The following is a 15140-nucleotide window of genomic DNA, read 5'->3' on the forward strand; positions in this document are numbered from 1 at the left end:
CTACAGTTGGTAATTGCGGTTGCAATTATTTGATATTATGTATTGGATGCAGACCACACAGGTTTAAGCGTGATCTTTTTTGCGGAGGCGATTTGTTAATTCAAATTTCGGAAGAAATTTTCGCCAGGATGGTGCCGATGTTTTGGCAGTAGGCATTTTTATTATTTTGATCTATCAATCATCCGACAATACAAATATCGCCGCTTTTAATTTAGGTTTTGGTGCCAGTGGTGTGGCAGTACCCCCCCAACCCTCCCGAAGGGAGGGCTATAGAACAAAGTCTACGCTTGGGGAGGATTTAGGAGGGGCGTTACTCCCCCTGCGTAAAGGTGTTCAACGCCCGCCAGATAGTGCGTTCGCCTTTATCAAACTGTATTTCGGCCTCTAATACGGCTTTATTTACACTGATGCCGCGTGTTTTTACCTGGGCATGCACCCATAAGTAAATCTCCCGATAAGTAAATACTTTGGCACTGATCAGTCCGGATTTAAAGAGCGTTGTTAACACGCCGGTTTCGTAAAGAGAATTAGCGATTTGGATATTCATATTAATATGCTTATTATGCCTATTGGCATATTTTAGTTTAAGAGATCAAGATCTCTGTTTCATTACAATAACTATTTTATTAAAGTTACTTTACCGTTTAACAAAAGGTATGATTGGTATTTAGGTTCCATGTAGATCATATCCCGGTATACCTTGCCGCCTGTTTTCACTACGTTCACACGTTCGGGCTCGCCTTTTATCAGGGTTACCTGCTCCTCCGTCATGCCTAAGGTTACCTTGCCGGCCTTAATATTTTTCCATACCGCCGCCGGATATTTGTAAATGGTTTGAGGGTCTTTAGTGAAAAAATTATTCTTGAAATAAGCAACAGGATCGTGATCGGTATTAGTACCGCTTACATCAACAAAGCTATATCCAATAATACCTTTATCGGTTTTCAGGGTCAACAAAACAGGAGCACCATTAGTTGTACTTGGCGATACATTTATAACAGTTACAGGTTCAAAACGAACATTTTCTATCCCGATCAAAGCTCCTCTCCAATCATATGGATTCCCTGTTTTTAAGAAGAGAAAATTGATCCACAGCTTTTTGTTTAGCAAAAGCTGTCTCGCATCCTCAATATCTTTCGCCGGCGCTACTTGATAAAATAACTTTAATAGTGATGTTTTTGCCTGATACTGCATCCCTACGCTATCAACAAAATTTCCATATTTAAAATCATCATCAATTGATAAAAGCTTTAAATGCTTGCCAGCGGTTGATGCTATAGCCCTTTTTTCGCCGGTAGTTACATTAGCTAAAAAAGCATAGCCACTCTTCATATCATCTATATCCAACGGCAATACAACGTAAGTTTCACCTATGGTTTCCTTTAAAGTACGGTAACGTAACGGACCAATGTAGGTACGTTGTTCCTCTGTCAGTTTTTCGGTATCATCTTGCTGGGCAAAGCACAGGGATATATTTAATGATAAAATTAAGGTCCAGATCAGGCGGTTCATCTCTTTTTGCTAAAAATTTTGGTAAATATAATAAGTGGCCTCCAAAATTGCAAAGCAAATTACAGGTTTACCCTATCAACCGTACGCGCTAAAATACTTTGCTGCGTATTGATATCCTTTACATCAACATATACCGGCGGAAAGTTGTTGATAATTTGATAAGCCAGTGTATTAGCCATCTCCTTAACATCATTTACCGGCTGGCTATAATAACGCCCGGCGTTGCCACCATCGGTATATACACCACCAAGCGCATAAGCCGGCGAGGTATTACCCGTTGAAAAATCGCGCCCGCCATAGGCTACATTTATGGCGCTTACCAGGTTACGTGCCCAGGGGTTGCGCATGGCTTCAGAAACCACCACCGCTTCGCCCGAGCGAAGATAGGCATTGGTATCATCAGTACGGCTATAGCCCCCTAACAACGCGCCGCGCCCATCGGATATAAAGCGACCGCCTTGCGCGTAGCCGGGTTTTTGCTTTACAATATCGGCTATGGAGGTAGCCCCCTGTGCAGCCATAAATGCCGCCTGCGCAATACCCAAAGCCTGCCCTATAAATGGTATACCCGAGTAGGCTTGCAACGATTCCATAATGGCTTTTCGTGTACTGATAATAATATCGCCAACCGCGGTGGCTTTTTTGGCCACAAAGGCGGCTTTAAATATGGCCGAATCCTTTTTAGAGTTTTTCAGCACGCCATCTATCAGTTTATCGCCTGCATGCAGTTTCGCGCTAACCAGGTCCTGCTCGAGCGCGGCTCGTTTGGCGGCATAATCCGCCTCAATTTTTTCAACAGATTCACTACGTTTTTGAGCGGCGGTTACAGCCTGCTGGTGTTGCAAATCAAGCAATTGCTGCTGTAGCAATAACGCTTGTAAATGTTTGCCATTCTGCTCATTTTCAGTAATGGCATTCCGGAGTTTATCCTGCTCTTCCTGGCTTTTGTCGGGCTGGGCATTTTGTTGGTTAAGCGCATTTTGCTTTTGCCACTGCCGGGTATCAAACTGCTCTTTCCAGGCGGCCATATCTTCAAGGAGTTTTTGTTCCTGGGCGATGGTTTCTTTGAGTTTTACTTTTTCAGCTAAGGTAAGTCCGTCATCTTTTTCAAGTAATTTAGTTCTATGTTTTATTCTTTCATCAAGAACTTTATATTCCTCCTCATACTGCTTATTCCTATCCTCAGTTTCTTGCTTTAAACGAACTTGCTCACGGGCGGTAACATCTTCAATATTATCCAGTTTCAGTTGTTTCAACTCGTCCTCGTAGCGCTGTAGTTGCGCTACATCCTCCTGCTGAAACTTGTTACTGATCGCCTTTAGCGTTTTGGCCTGCTCCTTGTCAATCTGCTCAATATCCTTTTTATTTTTTGCATGCCCGGCCCTTAGCTTATTAAAATACGCTTCGGCTGTTTTTATCTGTTCCTCATAACTTTTTAAGGTTTGTATGGTTTGCCCGGCTATCTCCTCAAGCCGCTCCTGGCTGGCCGATCTGAATAGATCATCCTGCTCCTTAATAGTAGTACGGTACGAGTTATTAATCTCCGCATTATTTTTTTTGGTATCTAACAATAAACCAATACCGTACTTCTTCACATCATCTTCAACCGCTTTAACCAGCACGTTGTTTTGCTTATTTAACAGCATAGTATCTGTGCTTAAATCAGCAATACTTTTTTGCGTACGCTTTACTTTTTCTTCAAGCTCATTTATTTCAATATAACCAAAAGAACCGCTTGCAGAAACAGGCACACCCATACTGGAAACTTGCATAGGCACCTTGTCCAACTCTTTTTGATGCTTACGAGCCGCATCTAACTCCTTTTGCTGTGCTTTTAGTTCGTCATTAAATTTACCGGCGCGTGTTTCATTAGTTAGTTTACGCTGCTCGTTGTTTACAATCAAATTTTCGGCAGCACGTGCCCTGGCAGTGGCAATGATGGATTGGGCAAGCTGATCATATTGGCTTTTGGCTTGTCCGGCAAGTATCGCTTCGTCCTTAACGTTCTTAAAATAAGCCGGATATTTTTCCTGTAGGGCATTAACCGCTTTTTTTCGTTCGGTTATACCCAGGGTAACATCCTGTGTGGCATTGTAAAGCAGTTTTAACTTAACCAATTCATCTTGCGCCGATAAATTGCCGCGCTTTTGTACTTCTATTAACGCGCCCATTACAATGCGACTATCCTTAAGCGCTTTGCCGTAAGCCGTTAAACGCTGCTCACCCTTTAATAAGGATGATACCCAGCTTAAAATCTCCTTTCCGTATACGCTGAGCAGTGTGATGCCAACTGATATAACGCTATTCCATGAAAGTAATGATGAGGCCAGTTGCTTTAAAACGCTTTGCGGTTTTTGGCCCGATGCTACAAGCTCCCTGTTTTGTGTATTAAGCTGTTTTATCGATTCAACAACTTCAGGTAATTTCTCGCCCAGGGCGGATAGGCCTGCTTCAAAACCCTGAGCAAACTTGGGGTATATGCTTATAACCTCAGTTAATGAATCTCTTAACTCATCAACAGCCTCCTGTTGGGCCTTTAACTGATCTTCAATATTATATGTGTTTGCCATATTGATTAATGCTTTAAATGCCAAATGGCATAATTGAATTATATTTTTATATGTTAGCTCCTGATAAGTTTGATTACTCTTTTACCATAGTAACCTTACCATTTAAAAACAGATATGAATGATATTTGGGTTCCAGGTATATCCAATCCTTATATACTTTGCCACCAACAATTACTTTGTTAACCTGATCCGGGTCTTTGCGTATTAATAATACCTGCTCTTCCGTCATACCAATAATTACCTTACTCTTTTTCAGGTTAGCCCACATAGCCGGGGTGTATTTGTAAATCAGCTTCGGGTCTTTGATATAAAAACGATTGTAAAAATCAAAATCGGGATCGCGGTCCGTATTTGTTTTACTAAGTGCAGCAACAGTGTACCCTATTGTTCCATCAGAAGTTTTAATTATAAAAACTAACGGATACATATTTGAGGTTGATGGAACTATATCAAGGATATGAACTGGTTCAAAAATTGCATTTTTAGTTTCCGTATTGATGACATCTCTGTGGTTACCAACTTTAACAGTAAAAGTCTTAATCCATAAAGTTTTATTAAGATACAATTTTCGGGCAAATTTAAATTCAGCTATAGGAGCTATGTTTGCAATGGTGTGGTTATAAGCTATGACTGATACGTACTTATTGCCATCACTATCAGCAAAATAAGCGCTATCTTTAGTTACGCTTTTTAATACAAGCAACTTTCCTTCAATATCTTTACTGTAAAGCCTTTTTATTGAGCCCTGAGCTCTTATATAGGTATATCCAAACTTTTTCATTCCCGAGTCAAGCGGTAATATCATATATTCCTCGCCAATAGTTTCTTCAAGTGTACGATAAGGTACCGGGCCAAAAAAATACCTATCGGGCCGTTTAGCCATTTTATCAATTTTAAGCAGTCTTGCTATTTCAATTGAGTCAGCCTTGCTTTGGCAAAAAGCCGGGAAATTTATGAGTGCGATAAGCAGTATAAGGAGTGTATTTTTCATCAAGTTAAAATGATCGTTTTTACGTGATAAACATAAAAAATGTTATCCATAAAAACTAATATAATTAGCATCAAAGCCTTATTAATTCAACTTTAGTGGGTTGACCCTTACGCCAGCTATCAATTTTATTAATGTAGTAATATGCGCCATCCTGTCGCAAGTACACCGGAATTAGCAGATCAAGCTCCAATACGTCTCTTGGGGTAAGCATAAAATAACGTACCACCTTTTTGGTTTGCGTCAGCACTTTTTCAAACTCGGCATAGTAGCGTGTTTTTATACCCGCATGGGTTGTATTACCATCAAACATATCCGCGTAACACAAATGATCGGGCGTGCCTTCTTTATAAAAATAAGGCACACTTATCTTATCATTTTTCAGTATTATGCTATTGCCGTCGCCGTCAATAAACTTTATCGGCGTAGCATCACTTACAAATCGTGTTTCGTTAATCAATAAACGCGGCGCAACATCAATGCTAAAGTCATCACTATCCTGCTCCACCATTCTGATCTGCGTTATCTGGCCCCCAATGTAAGGCGTGGTTAAGCTTGGCGCAAACGGCGATTTAAACAACTCGGCTGAAGCCGGGAGCGAGGCGTCATTAATATTTAGCTGCGCCCTGCCGTAGTTTAGCGGTATGGCTTCATCCTCTTCAAACTGCATATAATTTACTTGCGCGTAATTACCCAACTGATAGCTGATCTGCTTACCCTGATCGAGGCATTTGGCTGTCCAATCTTTAGCCAGCGGGATATTTTTCACGATATCGCGCAAACTTGAAAATATGATTTTTCGCTCATCCGAATTGGTTTGGCAAATGATACCGAACCTTTGCAATACGTCCTTTAAAAAATCTTTCTGACTCAAATCTGGCAATATACGCTCACATTGCACGGTTTGGCCATATTGCACATCCTGGTTAATAGGCTTTATGGTAAGTGAGGCGCCTGAAGACATCGTGAAATAAGACGGCCTGTCTCCCCAAAATTCGTAATCAATACGCACTTTATCACCAACGTTTAGTACTAATTGCGATGACATGCTTGCATTTGTTGTAACGTAATTACCCCATATGTTACCCCCGCTACCCTGCTCCCGGTTAAATCCATTTGAAAAATCAAATCTTAGCTCGTTAACATCCTGTTGTGATCCGCCCTTGAAAACTCTGATAAATAATTTGAGATATGAAGGATGCTTACCTGTAACCTTACCTCTAAAAATAAATGTTGGTATATGTAATGATACATCAACCGTGATAATCTCTTTTGAAGTGTAAGTACTGGCCGCTGTAAACTGCGCACTATTACCTTCATCTATTTTATTGAAAGTTACAGTGCCCTTGTTATCATGAATGGGTATATGCGACACATCCAAATTGCTTGCCCTGCTAACATGAATACCGTTGTTATCAAATTTATTTTGGTGATCCGTGCCGTGCTCCCATTTGCTGTTACTAAACTGGCAGATCAGCTTATCGTATAGCGGATCGGTAAGTAAAGAGCCGTCCGCCCGGTAACCGGTTGAGCGCACCAGTATGTCAACAGCTGTTTTTACAAAGAAGCCGGGACGTAGCTGGCGCACATTTACTTCATGCTCGCCACCTGCAGGGTTATACTTAAGTTTGCCATAGTCTATTATCGGGTATATCCACCCTTCTTTTTTTTGCTGTGAGGCCACAACATTTTGTAAGTTCCAGGTGTGGTCATACGCCTTCCAAAGCTGCTGCTTTCCGTATGGGCTGGTACTATCGCCCATCTCATAAATTTTTCCGCCAAGGGCGTCAAAAAAATCAACGTTACCTGATAGTACGGTCAGGTTTACTGTATCATTATCCACACTATTAAGTTCGGCAATACCGTAAGGGATGATCTCCAAGCCATTCTGCACCAATTTGGCATTATACCGTTTATATAGGGCGCCCGTGTTAAACGCCACATCGTCCGGAAAACCTAAAATCCGGCGGTTACGTTGGGTTAAAGGTAGTTTGAACTGGTTTGAAGTGTTGCCCTGCTGGTTTTTTACCTCTCCGAGGTTATTAATTTGAAAAGTAAGGGCAATGGGGCTGTCATCCGCCAGGTCAACCAACTGATCGTTTATTAAAAGCTGCATGTTTAACTATTTTATTGTGCCTGTATATTAATGGCAGGCATGTTGAAGGTGATGCTGAAAGGAGCCTGCCCGTTGCGTGTTTCATACTCGGCATAAGTTGCCGTGTTTACCACCACAGTTTGCCATTTTACCGGATTGCGACTTACTAATAACTGCACTTTCGGGGAGTATTTAATGGATTGTAAACCCTCTATATCACTTACGGACAGATCCTCAGCCATAACCTTTACTTTTTGCCCCGCGCTTTTGCTTATCACTTCCTCAATGCCTTGCTGGTTTTCCCAATCGTGCACATAATTTTTAATGATTACGGCATTCTGCACATCTAATGAAATTTCCTGATTAAAGACAAAACGGTAGTAATTCCAGGAACCCGAAAGACCGATCCAGCGCAAGTAGACTGAGTTATCATCAACCGCTTTATCTACGCGGATGGTTTGCGTTTGGGTAACTATTTTCTCTTGCCCGTTATCATCATTATATTTCAGGTCGATGGTAATATAATGCGCCTCCTGCGGGAATTGCTGATTAATAAGCAAACGGTTAAGCCCTAACTGCGCGGGTACAGATATATCCCCCGTCGTTTGCCTGGTTATAACCAGTTTACTGCCATCCTGGTTAAGCAACCATGATCCATTTTCATTAAGTAGATATTGATTTTGCAAAGCGCCTACCAAAGGTTTACGGTTAACATCGAGCATCTTGAGCTCGCAAAACAACTGGCGCCCTAATAATGCTTCGCTGTATATAAAACCGATATCAAACGGATAACCGTTGCTGTAGGCTGGTTCATCAAAATCAGTCACCCACCTCGCCCTCAACGATGGCCCTGCAACCGACCGGAACGGCACATAAGCCGCCAGGTTACCGCCATGCTTATCGCCCAATTGTTTAGCGGCATAAAGTACGTAATAGTTGCCTGCTATGGCGGTAAACTTCTGTTGGTCGGCATTTGCGTATTTGCCATCCCAAACTTCGTCGTACGCTATGCTATAGCTGGCGCTCAGGTTGTTATCACGATGATTTACTCGCGTATAATCGCTGCTATCCGCAACCTTCAGCAAACTTTGCAAAAAAGTCGAAACATCGGCACGGGTTAGGCCGGTGCTATCAGGACGGTGAGTGGCGGTAATGGTTTGCTCCTGCCCGCTATCCGCATCCTGATAAGTTATGCGCGTTTCCATTTTATAATACGGGCGCAGGCTGTTAATATTAACAAATCCGGTTTGGTTAATTTTGTATGCTGTGTTGATAATTAGTTTGCCCCCAATAATATCCACAACCTCAAACACCCCTTTATACAAACCTGCGTTTAAATAAATTGAATCGCCTATTTTAACCTTACCCATATCGCCGTTAATGTAAAGCCTGGCTTTAATCCCTTTATCGCGCGTGTTGTAGCTATCAATTTTTGTTACGTCAAAATCGCGGCGCTGATAGGTAAACACCACCGGATTGAAAGCCGCACTCCAGCGCGAAGTGTTATTACCTACGGTTACCGACGGATCATCAATCAGCAAGCCTGTTTGCACAGTTAACTGTACGGATGTTTGTTGTGTACAACCCAGCGGATTACGGTCATGAACGGTTACCTGCACTAAGCCACCCCGCAAACCGCTGAACACGGGAGATACCTGGTAGGTATCGCCACCGTCAATACTATAGCCTATAGGGCTAAAACTCGAGCTGGCGTTTACGGTGATTTGCCCATCGGCAGATCCGGGCGCGCTTTCCGGCTTGTTTATGGTAACATAATTGATCTTAAGATCGCAGGCTGCGGGGTTAGATGGTTCGATGCCAGGTACAACAGATTGTATGGCGAAACTTTTGCTGTATGAAGAGATCATCACCCCCGTGTAATCATATCGAAGGTCGCTGATCATGCCACTGAAAATAAGCATGCTTTGCCCGGGTATGGTTACCGAGTAAGTGCTGTAGCCGCCACCCTCTATCTCGTTATAATACACAATGGTATTATTACCGTTAACCGGTGCGCCCGTAGTTGAGTCGGTCAACCGGATAAATACATCGGCATAGGTGGTTTCTCCCCCGTTATAGTCCGGGTAGGTATAAGTATAATTGGTAATATCAATTTTTGCGATGATAGCCATTTTATTTTTTAGGAGTTAGTGGCGGCGAGCGCAATATTCAGCACTACGCCGGTTGTGTTTACATTAAACTTGTTATACACCGGGCGGCATCGTGCTTTATCACCGGGTTTAATTTTAAAATACCGCTTGTTTCCCTGCCGGTACGCCGCCGCTTTTTGAATAAACTGTGAGGCCATCGCAAGCGCTTCTGCTACATAGCTTTCGTTATCGGCAGTGTATTCGCCAAAATCAGTTTGGAACAAGAACTCGATAGTTAAATTGAAAATATTATCAACCTTGCCGTTTACCTGCGGCAATAATTCAATACCCTCTAAAGGGTACATAAAAACGCATGGGAACGTAGCAGAGTCGGCCAGGGTATTGAGCTCATTAGCGGTACCGTAAATAAAACCCGGTGTACCGTCAAGGCTTTGCACAATAGCCTCAATATAATTGCGGATAGGCATAGTTATAAGTTTTAAATTTTTATTCAAGATTTGCTGGCCTGCAACATCTCGGTATACTTGCGCTGATAATCAGCTTCCGTTTTGTTGAGCAGCAGTTTGGTGAGCACCCGTTCGTACGGAGTGTTCAGGATGAGATCCCACTTGGTAACATCGCCGCCCGAAAGCGCGTTTATGGTATTAATGTGCTTAAATTTTTCAAACGCCTGTATTCCTGCACGTTTTTCCAAAGCTGACGGAACTGATGCCAAAAGCCTGTTTTCACTTTCAAAAAGTGCGGATATGAGGTAAAAAAATGCTTCGAAATGGGCAGTGCCTCCGTTACCCGCATAGTATTTATCACATTAACAAAAGCGGCGGCCTGGTACTCATCATAAGGTTTTCCGGTAGCCCGGCAATAAAAGTATTGCGCCAGCAGCTTGCTGCATACTTGTAGCGAGGGGTTGAAATTTGCCTGCCAATCGTCGTTGCCATACTTCTTGATGTGTGATGCTATCTCGTCGGCAATAATATCACGCGCAGCCCAGTAAGCGCCTGCCGGCTCTATAGCTAAATCGCTGATAACCTTCATTCTTTTGCTAACACCATCAACATCCAAGATAACCAAATTTGGAATAGCATCGCTATTGTACAGGTTTTTAATAGAAAAGGCGAGTTTTAAAATTAGCTCGCTGAACACGGATAGTTCAGACGCGTCTTTAATTTGCTTCAGTTCCTCTGCCGGAATACCCGACAGTATACTGATTGCTTCAGCGTCGCCTAATTTTTCGGCCGATTGCAGGGTAATCATCTGTCCTAAAGTTATCTCATCCAAACTCTCAGGCATAGCAACGCTCAGCTTGCCTTTGTGGGTTTTCACAGTTTTATTGATCATATAAATTAGTTTACAACTATAAAATGCCATTAAGCAATGGATCGGTACCGGGAGACGCATGGAGCAAGGGCAGTTTTGAACGTACACCGCCCTGATTATTTACTCCCAGCTTGTTCAGCGCCACATAGCGAAATGCGTCTATCAGGTGGTTCCATGAATCTACCGGCTGATTAACGGAACGGCCGGCTTTATCAGTTTTCCACTTATAGCGGCCAAGCTCATTACGTAAATTGGTACTTGCCCGGGTGATATTTACTTTGTACCGCTGCAAAATATCAATAGAGTTGGCTACGCTGTCAGGTCCTTTTTTAGCGGCACTGATATTCCAGCCCATGCGCCTAAGCTCTTCAATGGATTTAGGTTCAGCACTGTCAGCAATTATTTCATTACTAAAACTTAATCCGTATTGCTTTAACCTGGCTGAAATATCGGTATTAGTGAGCGCCGGTTCATAAAACAATTCCTGTACCCATAACTCACCATTTTGCCGGTATACCTGCAAGCAAGCCGTTGGGTCGTTGGTAAATCCAAAGTCGAGCCCGGTTGCAATCAGCCTTGCATCCTGAGGTATTGCTTCGCAAAGCTGCCAATTGTTGAATATCAATCCGTTAATTTTACCGGTAAGGCCGCGGGCGTATACCTTCCAAAGTTCCTCGTCAACATATTTTAACGACTCAATTTTTTGGCGTACTGCATCATCAATAAAGGGATTATGCCGGTGATCTGATATGATCAACTGAACTCCGCTCTGCCCGAGCAACCTGTCGTGCACCCAAAACTCTACGTTAGGGTTGTAATCTAAAAAAACACGTTTTTTGGTGCGAAGCGCTAATTCATTGTATACATCCCAGCTAATACCATTGGCCTCATTAACAAATAAATAATCGCGCTTTCCTGACTTTGCATCCTGGGCACTTTCGTAACTTTTGAACTCTATGATACTGCCGTTTACAAACTCAAAAAATCTATCGCTTTTATTATAAGTTTTAACTGCTTGGCTTAACTGCGTGCCGGAATGATATATGGCAAGCGCATCTCGTACCGCGCCCGCCTTTAAGTTGGGCATATCCTGCCCGCAAACCGTAATTACTAATCCGCCTGTTTCAATAGCCAAACAAAAAAGTACCTGCAAAATGGCAAACGTTTTACCCGACGAGGTGCCGCCCTGATTCACCACTATAGGCTCAGTAGCGTTATAATTAAGATCAAATAATACCGATGTACGCATTATGAAAATTATGCCTTTTGGCATTTAATTAAGTTAAGTCTACTTGAGTTTCACTACCAGCAGGAAGGAAACCGGTTCCCTGGATTTCAATCTGCAGCACCGGCTGACTGATATTGATTGAACCCGACGCCTGATCGCCGCCCCAACCCAAAGTGCGTAACGCAAACACTGCTCCGGTTGACGATGAAAGGTGCAAACGCTTTTCATATTCGGCCTCAATTTGTAACCTGGCCCGCTTTGCAGCTTGGTTAAACCTACCGCTTTGCTCATATACTATAAATTCTTCCCGGCTGTTAAACCCGAGATATAAAAGCAGGCCGCAAAATGTAGGCACTTCAGTTTTATTAACCGTAACTTTATCGTGATTATTAAACTGGTCAAAGTACGCATCAACCCTTTGCTGAAAAGCTGACGATGAATTAAATTTTATGGGCATGGGTTTAAGTAATATTGAAGAACAATACAAATATACAGATATTTCTTTAATAATAAAGAATTTTATAAAGATTATTTTTTGTTTGTAATTATCTAAATCAGTTAAATAGTTTTTCTGAAAGTTAAAATATGTTAAATGCGCCTGTGGCTGCCTTTTTGCTATTGATTTTGTGGATAATTAATTTGTACATTTAACCATAATCTGTCCGGATGGGATCAAAAAAGTTTACTTTTTTACTTTTCATATTTGCAATGCTCCTGTCAGCAGTTGTTACCTCATGCCGTAAGGACGAGGATTTACAAAGCTTTAAAAACGACAAGGATAGCACAGCACTTCCATCATCATCAGGCAGTTTTATTGCTACTACCGGAGAGTTAAGCATCACCTTTAACGACAGCACCTATATTTTTGATGCCGAAAAAGATAGTATTGCCTTTGTTAGAGTGGATACAGCCGGCAATAAATATTTTGGCATCACCGCTATAAATGATAGCCACAGCATGAGCTTCGGCATCAGCGGGTTGGGCGAAGCCATCAATAAATCGAGCACTAAGGTTGAGGGAAGCCAGTTTTTGTTTGTGAACGACAAAGCCGACTCAAGTTTTACCCTGAGTAAATCGGCACACGAAATGGACCTGGGTAAACTTTCCTTGAAAAAATATACTAACGAAAAAGACGACGTTGCCGCAAAAGGCACTTTTGTAACCTACCTGGCATCTGATACAGGTAAAAACGCCACACTACATAAGGTGACAGGTAAGTTTGATATCCGTTTTAAGTAACCTGATTATTCGGCCTTAAAACTTGGGTTATAAATTAAACCAATAACGTTGCCCCAAGGATCTTTAACCGTGGCAACGACAATGTCGCCTCCTACGTTTTGGGGATTCTCAAATGATGTGGCACCGGCGGCTATGAAGTTTGCGTAAGCGTTTTCAACATTTTCTACGCCCCAATAAGTTACCGTATTGTCGCCAACCGTACACTCATCTGGCTGTAAACCGAGTTCGTAGCCGCCTATATTAAAGCCAACATAAAATACTTCATCGAAATAGGGCTGCGTATTGAAAACCTGAGCATACCAGTTTTTTGCTGACTCCAGATCAGTCACCTTATAAATCACTGTGCGTAAACCTAAAATTAAACTTTTCGACATGGTTTATATTTAAAATTATCGGGCTAAAGTATCAATTACTACCTGTTATTGATTTTAAAAAATGTAAATCACTGTGTATGAGCCGGTGAAATAACCCTTTTTTAAATTTTGTTTTATTTTTTATATAAATCTCAACAATTTACTGTATATATTTGTAAAGTAATAACAAACACATCTGTTTATGGAAGATATTATAAAATTCAGAATTTTTTTAAGCTTCCCGTTATTAGGCCTGCTTATTCCTGATCTTGGTTTGTTTTTAACCGGATCATCAGCCACGGCGGCATTTCCGATCACTCATGCTATAATTGCCGCTACTCTATCAATCTGTATAGCCGTATTAACCCTCAGTATTATGGTTTACAGAAAGAAACACAACATTACAAAAACTGCCACGCCGGTTTTTGATTTGTAAGGCTGAAATTTGTCACTTACCGCCCTGTACTTAGTTTAACATAGTGCAGGGTCGGTGACCGGCAAACTATTTTAACCCTTTCGTCCGAATAGCAAGTGTAATAAAAGGGCGCTTAGTACTAATGCCCCTCCTAATACAGTTACGCCAAGCCATCCCCAGTTTTGCCAGCATATACCGCCGAGCCATGTGCCCAGTGCCCCTCCAATAAAATAGCATACCATGTAAACGGTATTAAGGCGGTTTCGCGCCTCAGGATGCAAAGCAAAAATTATGGTTTGATTAACGATATGCATAGCCTGCAAGCCCAGATCAAGCAAAATCACTCCTATTATTAACCCGGCAAAGTAGTAGCCATAAACTCCAAACACACCCCAGGCGGCAACCATCATTATTAAGGTTGTAGTAATAATAAGCGAGCGTTTCATTTTATCGCTCAATCGCCCTACTACTGACGCCGCTATTGCTCCGCCTGCGCCTATTATACCAAACGCACCGCTAACATCAGCACCTTTAAAAAACGGGGGCCCTTCAAGCAGAAATACCAGCGTGGTCCAAAACGCGCTGAAGCTTGCAAAGCCCAGCATCCCGCGAGCCGCAGCAAGGCGCAAAGCAGGTTCGGTACGCGCGAGGTGCACCAGCGATCGCATTAATGAACTATAAGTACCTTTAAATTGCGGCCTGAGGTCGGGCAGTTTAATAAATAAGGCAACCCATAGCAGCACCATCAAGCCCGCGGCGATGAAAAAAATGGATCGCCAGCCAAAGTGCTCGCCCACAAACCCGCTTATGGTGCGCGATGTTAATACCCCTACAAGTAAGCCACTCATAACAGTACCTATTGCCTTACCACTTTCTTCAGGCCTCGCCAACTGAGCAGCCAGCGGCACAAAAAGCTGTGGTACTACCGATGTTAAACCAATGAAAAAACTGGCTACCATAAGGATTGTGATACTCTTCGCCCAAGCCGCCGCCAGCAAAGCAATTACAATGAACACAAAGTCGAACAGAATGAGCTTTTTGCGCCTGAGCATATCGCCCAAGGGAATTATGAGCAATAAGCCGGTTGCATAGCCAATTTGCGTAAGCATAGCTATCATGCTGGCTTTAGCTTCGGTTATCTTAAACTCGGCAGCAATTTTACCAAGCAGGGGTTGATTATAGTAATTATTGGCTACCACCAAACCTGCCCCAATGGCCATAAGCCAGGTAAGCGCCGGTGTTAAGGCGGGTTTATTATTTTCAGTACTCATAGGCAACGCGCAAAAATAATAACACCAAAAACATATTTTGT

The 15140-nt window shown here is 42.4% G+C and carries 15 protein-coding genes; 2 read left to right on the forward strand and 13 right to left on the reverse strand.

Going from position 1 to position 15140, the window contains the following annotated elements; all coding sequences use genetic code 11:
- Positions 1 to 310: 310 nt before the first annotated feature.
- The 11 genes from LT679_RS07195 to LT679_RS07245 all read right to left on the reverse strand — a co-directional run bounded on the left by LT679_RS07195 (position 311) and on the right by LT679_RS07245 (position 12278).
- Positions 311 to 547: a hypothetical protein gene (locus LT679_RS07195; protein ID WP_232176782.1), complete on the reverse strand. Its 237-nt coding sequence runs from the start codon at positions 545 to 547 to the stop codon at positions 311 to 313.
- A 71-nt stretch (positions 548 to 618) separates the two neighbouring features.
- A complete protein-coding gene (locus LT679_RS07200; RefSeq protein ID WP_232176783.1) occupies positions 619 to 1512 on the reverse strand; it encodes a hypothetical protein in 894 nt (297 codons plus the stop codon).
- A gap of 59 nt (positions 1513 to 1571) precedes the next feature.
- Positions 1572 to 4082 (reverse strand): coiled-coil domain-containing protein, encoded by a 2511-nt coding sequence (locus LT679_RS07205; RefSeq protein ID WP_232176784.1) that lies wholly within the window; start codon positions 4080 to 4082, stop codon positions 1572 to 1574.
- A gap of 73 nt (positions 4083 to 4155) precedes the next feature.
- Positions 4156 to 5073 carry a hypothetical protein gene (locus tag LT679_RS07210; RefSeq protein ID WP_232176785.1) on the reverse strand — a complete coding sequence of 306 codons (918 nt, stop codon included), beginning with the start codon at positions 5071 to 5073 and terminating at the stop codon, positions 4156 to 4158.
- A 70-nt stretch (positions 5074 to 5143) separates the two neighbouring features.
- Complete coding sequence (locus LT679_RS07215) at positions 5144 to 7186, reverse strand: hypothetical protein (RefSeq protein ID WP_232176786.1); 2043 nt, start codon at positions 7184 to 7186, stop codon at positions 5144 to 5146.
- Between the two features lie 11 nt (positions 7187 to 7197).
- Entirely contained in the window at positions 7198 to 9297 is a 2100-nt protein-coding gene (locus tag LT679_RS07220) for a hypothetical protein (protein WP_232176787.1), read from the reverse strand.
- A gap of 8 nt (positions 9298 to 9305) precedes the next feature.
- Complete coding sequence (locus tag LT679_RS07225) at positions 9306 to 9743, reverse strand: hypothetical protein (protein WP_232176788.1); 438 nt, start codon at positions 9741 to 9743, stop codon at positions 9306 to 9308.
- Positions 9744 to 9766: 23 nt separating this feature from the next.
- Positions 9767 to 9970 (reverse strand): hypothetical protein, encoded by a 204-nt coding sequence (locus LT679_RS07230; protein ID WP_232176789.1) that lies wholly within the window; start codon positions 9968 to 9970, stop codon positions 9767 to 9769.
- Positions 9913 to 10614 (reverse strand): hypothetical protein, encoded by a 702-nt coding sequence (locus LT679_RS07235; protein ID WP_232176790.1) that lies wholly within the window; start codon positions 10612 to 10614, stop codon positions 9913 to 9915. Before LT679_RS07235 ends, LT679_RS07230 begins: the two co-directional genes overlap by 58 nt.
- A gap of 16 nt (positions 10615 to 10630) precedes the next feature.
- Positions 10631 to 11866 (reverse strand): PBSX family phage terminase large subunit, encoded by a 1236-nt coding sequence (locus LT679_RS07240; RefSeq protein ID WP_232176791.1) that lies wholly within the window; start codon positions 11864 to 11866, stop codon positions 10631 to 10633.
- A gap of 4 nt (positions 11867 to 11870) precedes the next feature.
- Positions 11871 to 12278 (reverse strand): DNA-packaging protein, encoded by a 408-nt coding sequence (locus LT679_RS07245; RefSeq protein ID WP_232176792.1) that lies wholly within the window; start codon positions 12276 to 12278, stop codon positions 11871 to 11873.
- A gap of 251 nt (positions 12279 to 12529) precedes the next feature.
- Between LT679_RS07245 and LT679_RS07250 the strand changes: the two genes are divergently transcribed.
- On the forward strand, positions 12530 to 13060 hold the full coding sequence (locus LT679_RS07250) for a hypothetical protein (RefSeq protein WP_232176793.1): 531 nt from the start codon (positions 12530 to 12532) through the stop codon (positions 13058 to 13060).
- 5 nt (positions 13061 to 13065) lie between these two features.
- Here LT679_RS07250 and LT679_RS07255 read toward each other — a convergent pair whose 3' ends face one another.
- Entirely contained in the window at positions 13066 to 13434 is a 369-nt protein-coding gene (locus LT679_RS07255; RefSeq protein ID WP_232176794.1) for a VOC family protein, read from the reverse strand.
- Positions 13435 to 13615: 181 nt separating this feature from the next.
- On the opposite strand from LT679_RS07255, the gene LT679_RS07260 reads away from it, so the two are divergent.
- A complete protein-coding gene (locus LT679_RS07260; RefSeq protein ID WP_232176795.1) occupies positions 13616 to 13849 on the forward strand; it encodes a hypothetical protein in 234 nt (77 codons plus the stop codon).
- 71 nt (positions 13850 to 13920) lie between these two features.
- On the opposite strand, the gene LT679_RS07265 is transcribed toward LT679_RS07260, so the two are convergent.
- On the reverse strand, positions 13921 to 15099 hold the full coding sequence (locus LT679_RS07265) for an MFS transporter (RefSeq protein ID WP_232176796.1): 1179 nt from the start codon (positions 15097 to 15099) through the stop codon (positions 13921 to 13923).
- Between the last annotated feature and the right edge of the window lie 41 nt (positions 15100 to 15140).

It is taken from the genome of Mucilaginibacter roseus (assembly GCF_021215455.1).
Taxonomy (GTDB): Bacteria; Bacteroidota; Bacteroidia; order Sphingobacteriales; family Sphingobacteriaceae; genus Mucilaginibacter; species Mucilaginibacter roseus.

Bases quoted from the DNA above. Each gene is read 5' to 3' on its own strand.
- LT679_RS07255 (WP_232176794.1), bottom strand. From the start codon at position 13,434: ATGTCGAAAAGTTTAATTTTAGGTTTACGCACAGTGATTTATAAGGTG.
- LT679_RS07225 (WP_232176788.1), bottom strand. From the start codon at position 9,743: ATGCCTATCCGCAATTATATTGAGGCTATTGTGCAAAGCCTTGACGGT.
- LT679_RS07210 (WP_232176785.1), bottom strand. From the start codon at position 5,073: ATGAAAAATACACTCCTTATACTGCTTATCGCACTCATAAATTTCCCG.
- LT679_RS07250 (WP_232176793.1), top strand. From the start codon at position 12,530: ATGCTCCTGTCAGCAGTTGTTACCTCATGCCGTAAGGACGAGGATTTA.
- LT679_RS07235 (WP_232176790.1), bottom strand. From the start codon at position 10,614: ATGATCAATAAAACTGTGAAAACCCACAAAGGCAAGCTGAGCGTTGCT.
- LT679_RS07260 (WP_232176795.1), top strand. From the start codon at position 13,616: ATGGAAGATATTATAAAATTCAGAATTTTTTTAAGCTTCCCGTTATTA.
- LT679_RS07195 (WP_232176782.1), bottom strand. From the start codon at position 547: ATGAATATCCAAATCGCTAATTCTCTTTACGAAACCGGCGTGTTAACA.
- LT679_RS07245 (WP_232176792.1), bottom strand. From the start codon at position 12,278: ATGCCCATAAAATTTAATTCATCGTCAGCTTTTCAGCAAAGGGTTGAT.
- LT679_RS07265 (WP_232176796.1), bottom strand. From the start codon at position 15,099: ATGAGTACTGAAAATAATAAACCCGCCTTAACACCGGCGCTTACCTGG.
- LT679_RS07220 (WP_232176787.1), bottom strand. From the start codon at position 9,297: ATGGCTATCATCGCAAAAATTGATATTACCAATTATACTTATACCTAC.
- LT679_RS07205 (WP_232176784.1), bottom strand. From the start codon at position 4,082: ATGGCAAACACATATAATATTGAAGATCAGTTAAAGGCCCAACAGGAG.
- LT679_RS07240 (WP_232176791.1), bottom strand. From the start codon at position 11,866: ATGCCAAAAGGCATAATTTTCATAATGCGTACATCGGTATTATTTGAT.
- LT679_RS07215 (WP_232176786.1), bottom strand. From the start codon at position 7,186: ATGCAGCTTTTAATAAACGATCAGTTGGTTGACCTGGCGGATGACAGC.
- LT679_RS07200 (WP_232176783.1), bottom strand. From the start codon at position 1,512: ATGAACCGCCTGATCTGGACCTTAATTTTATCATTAAATATATCCCTG.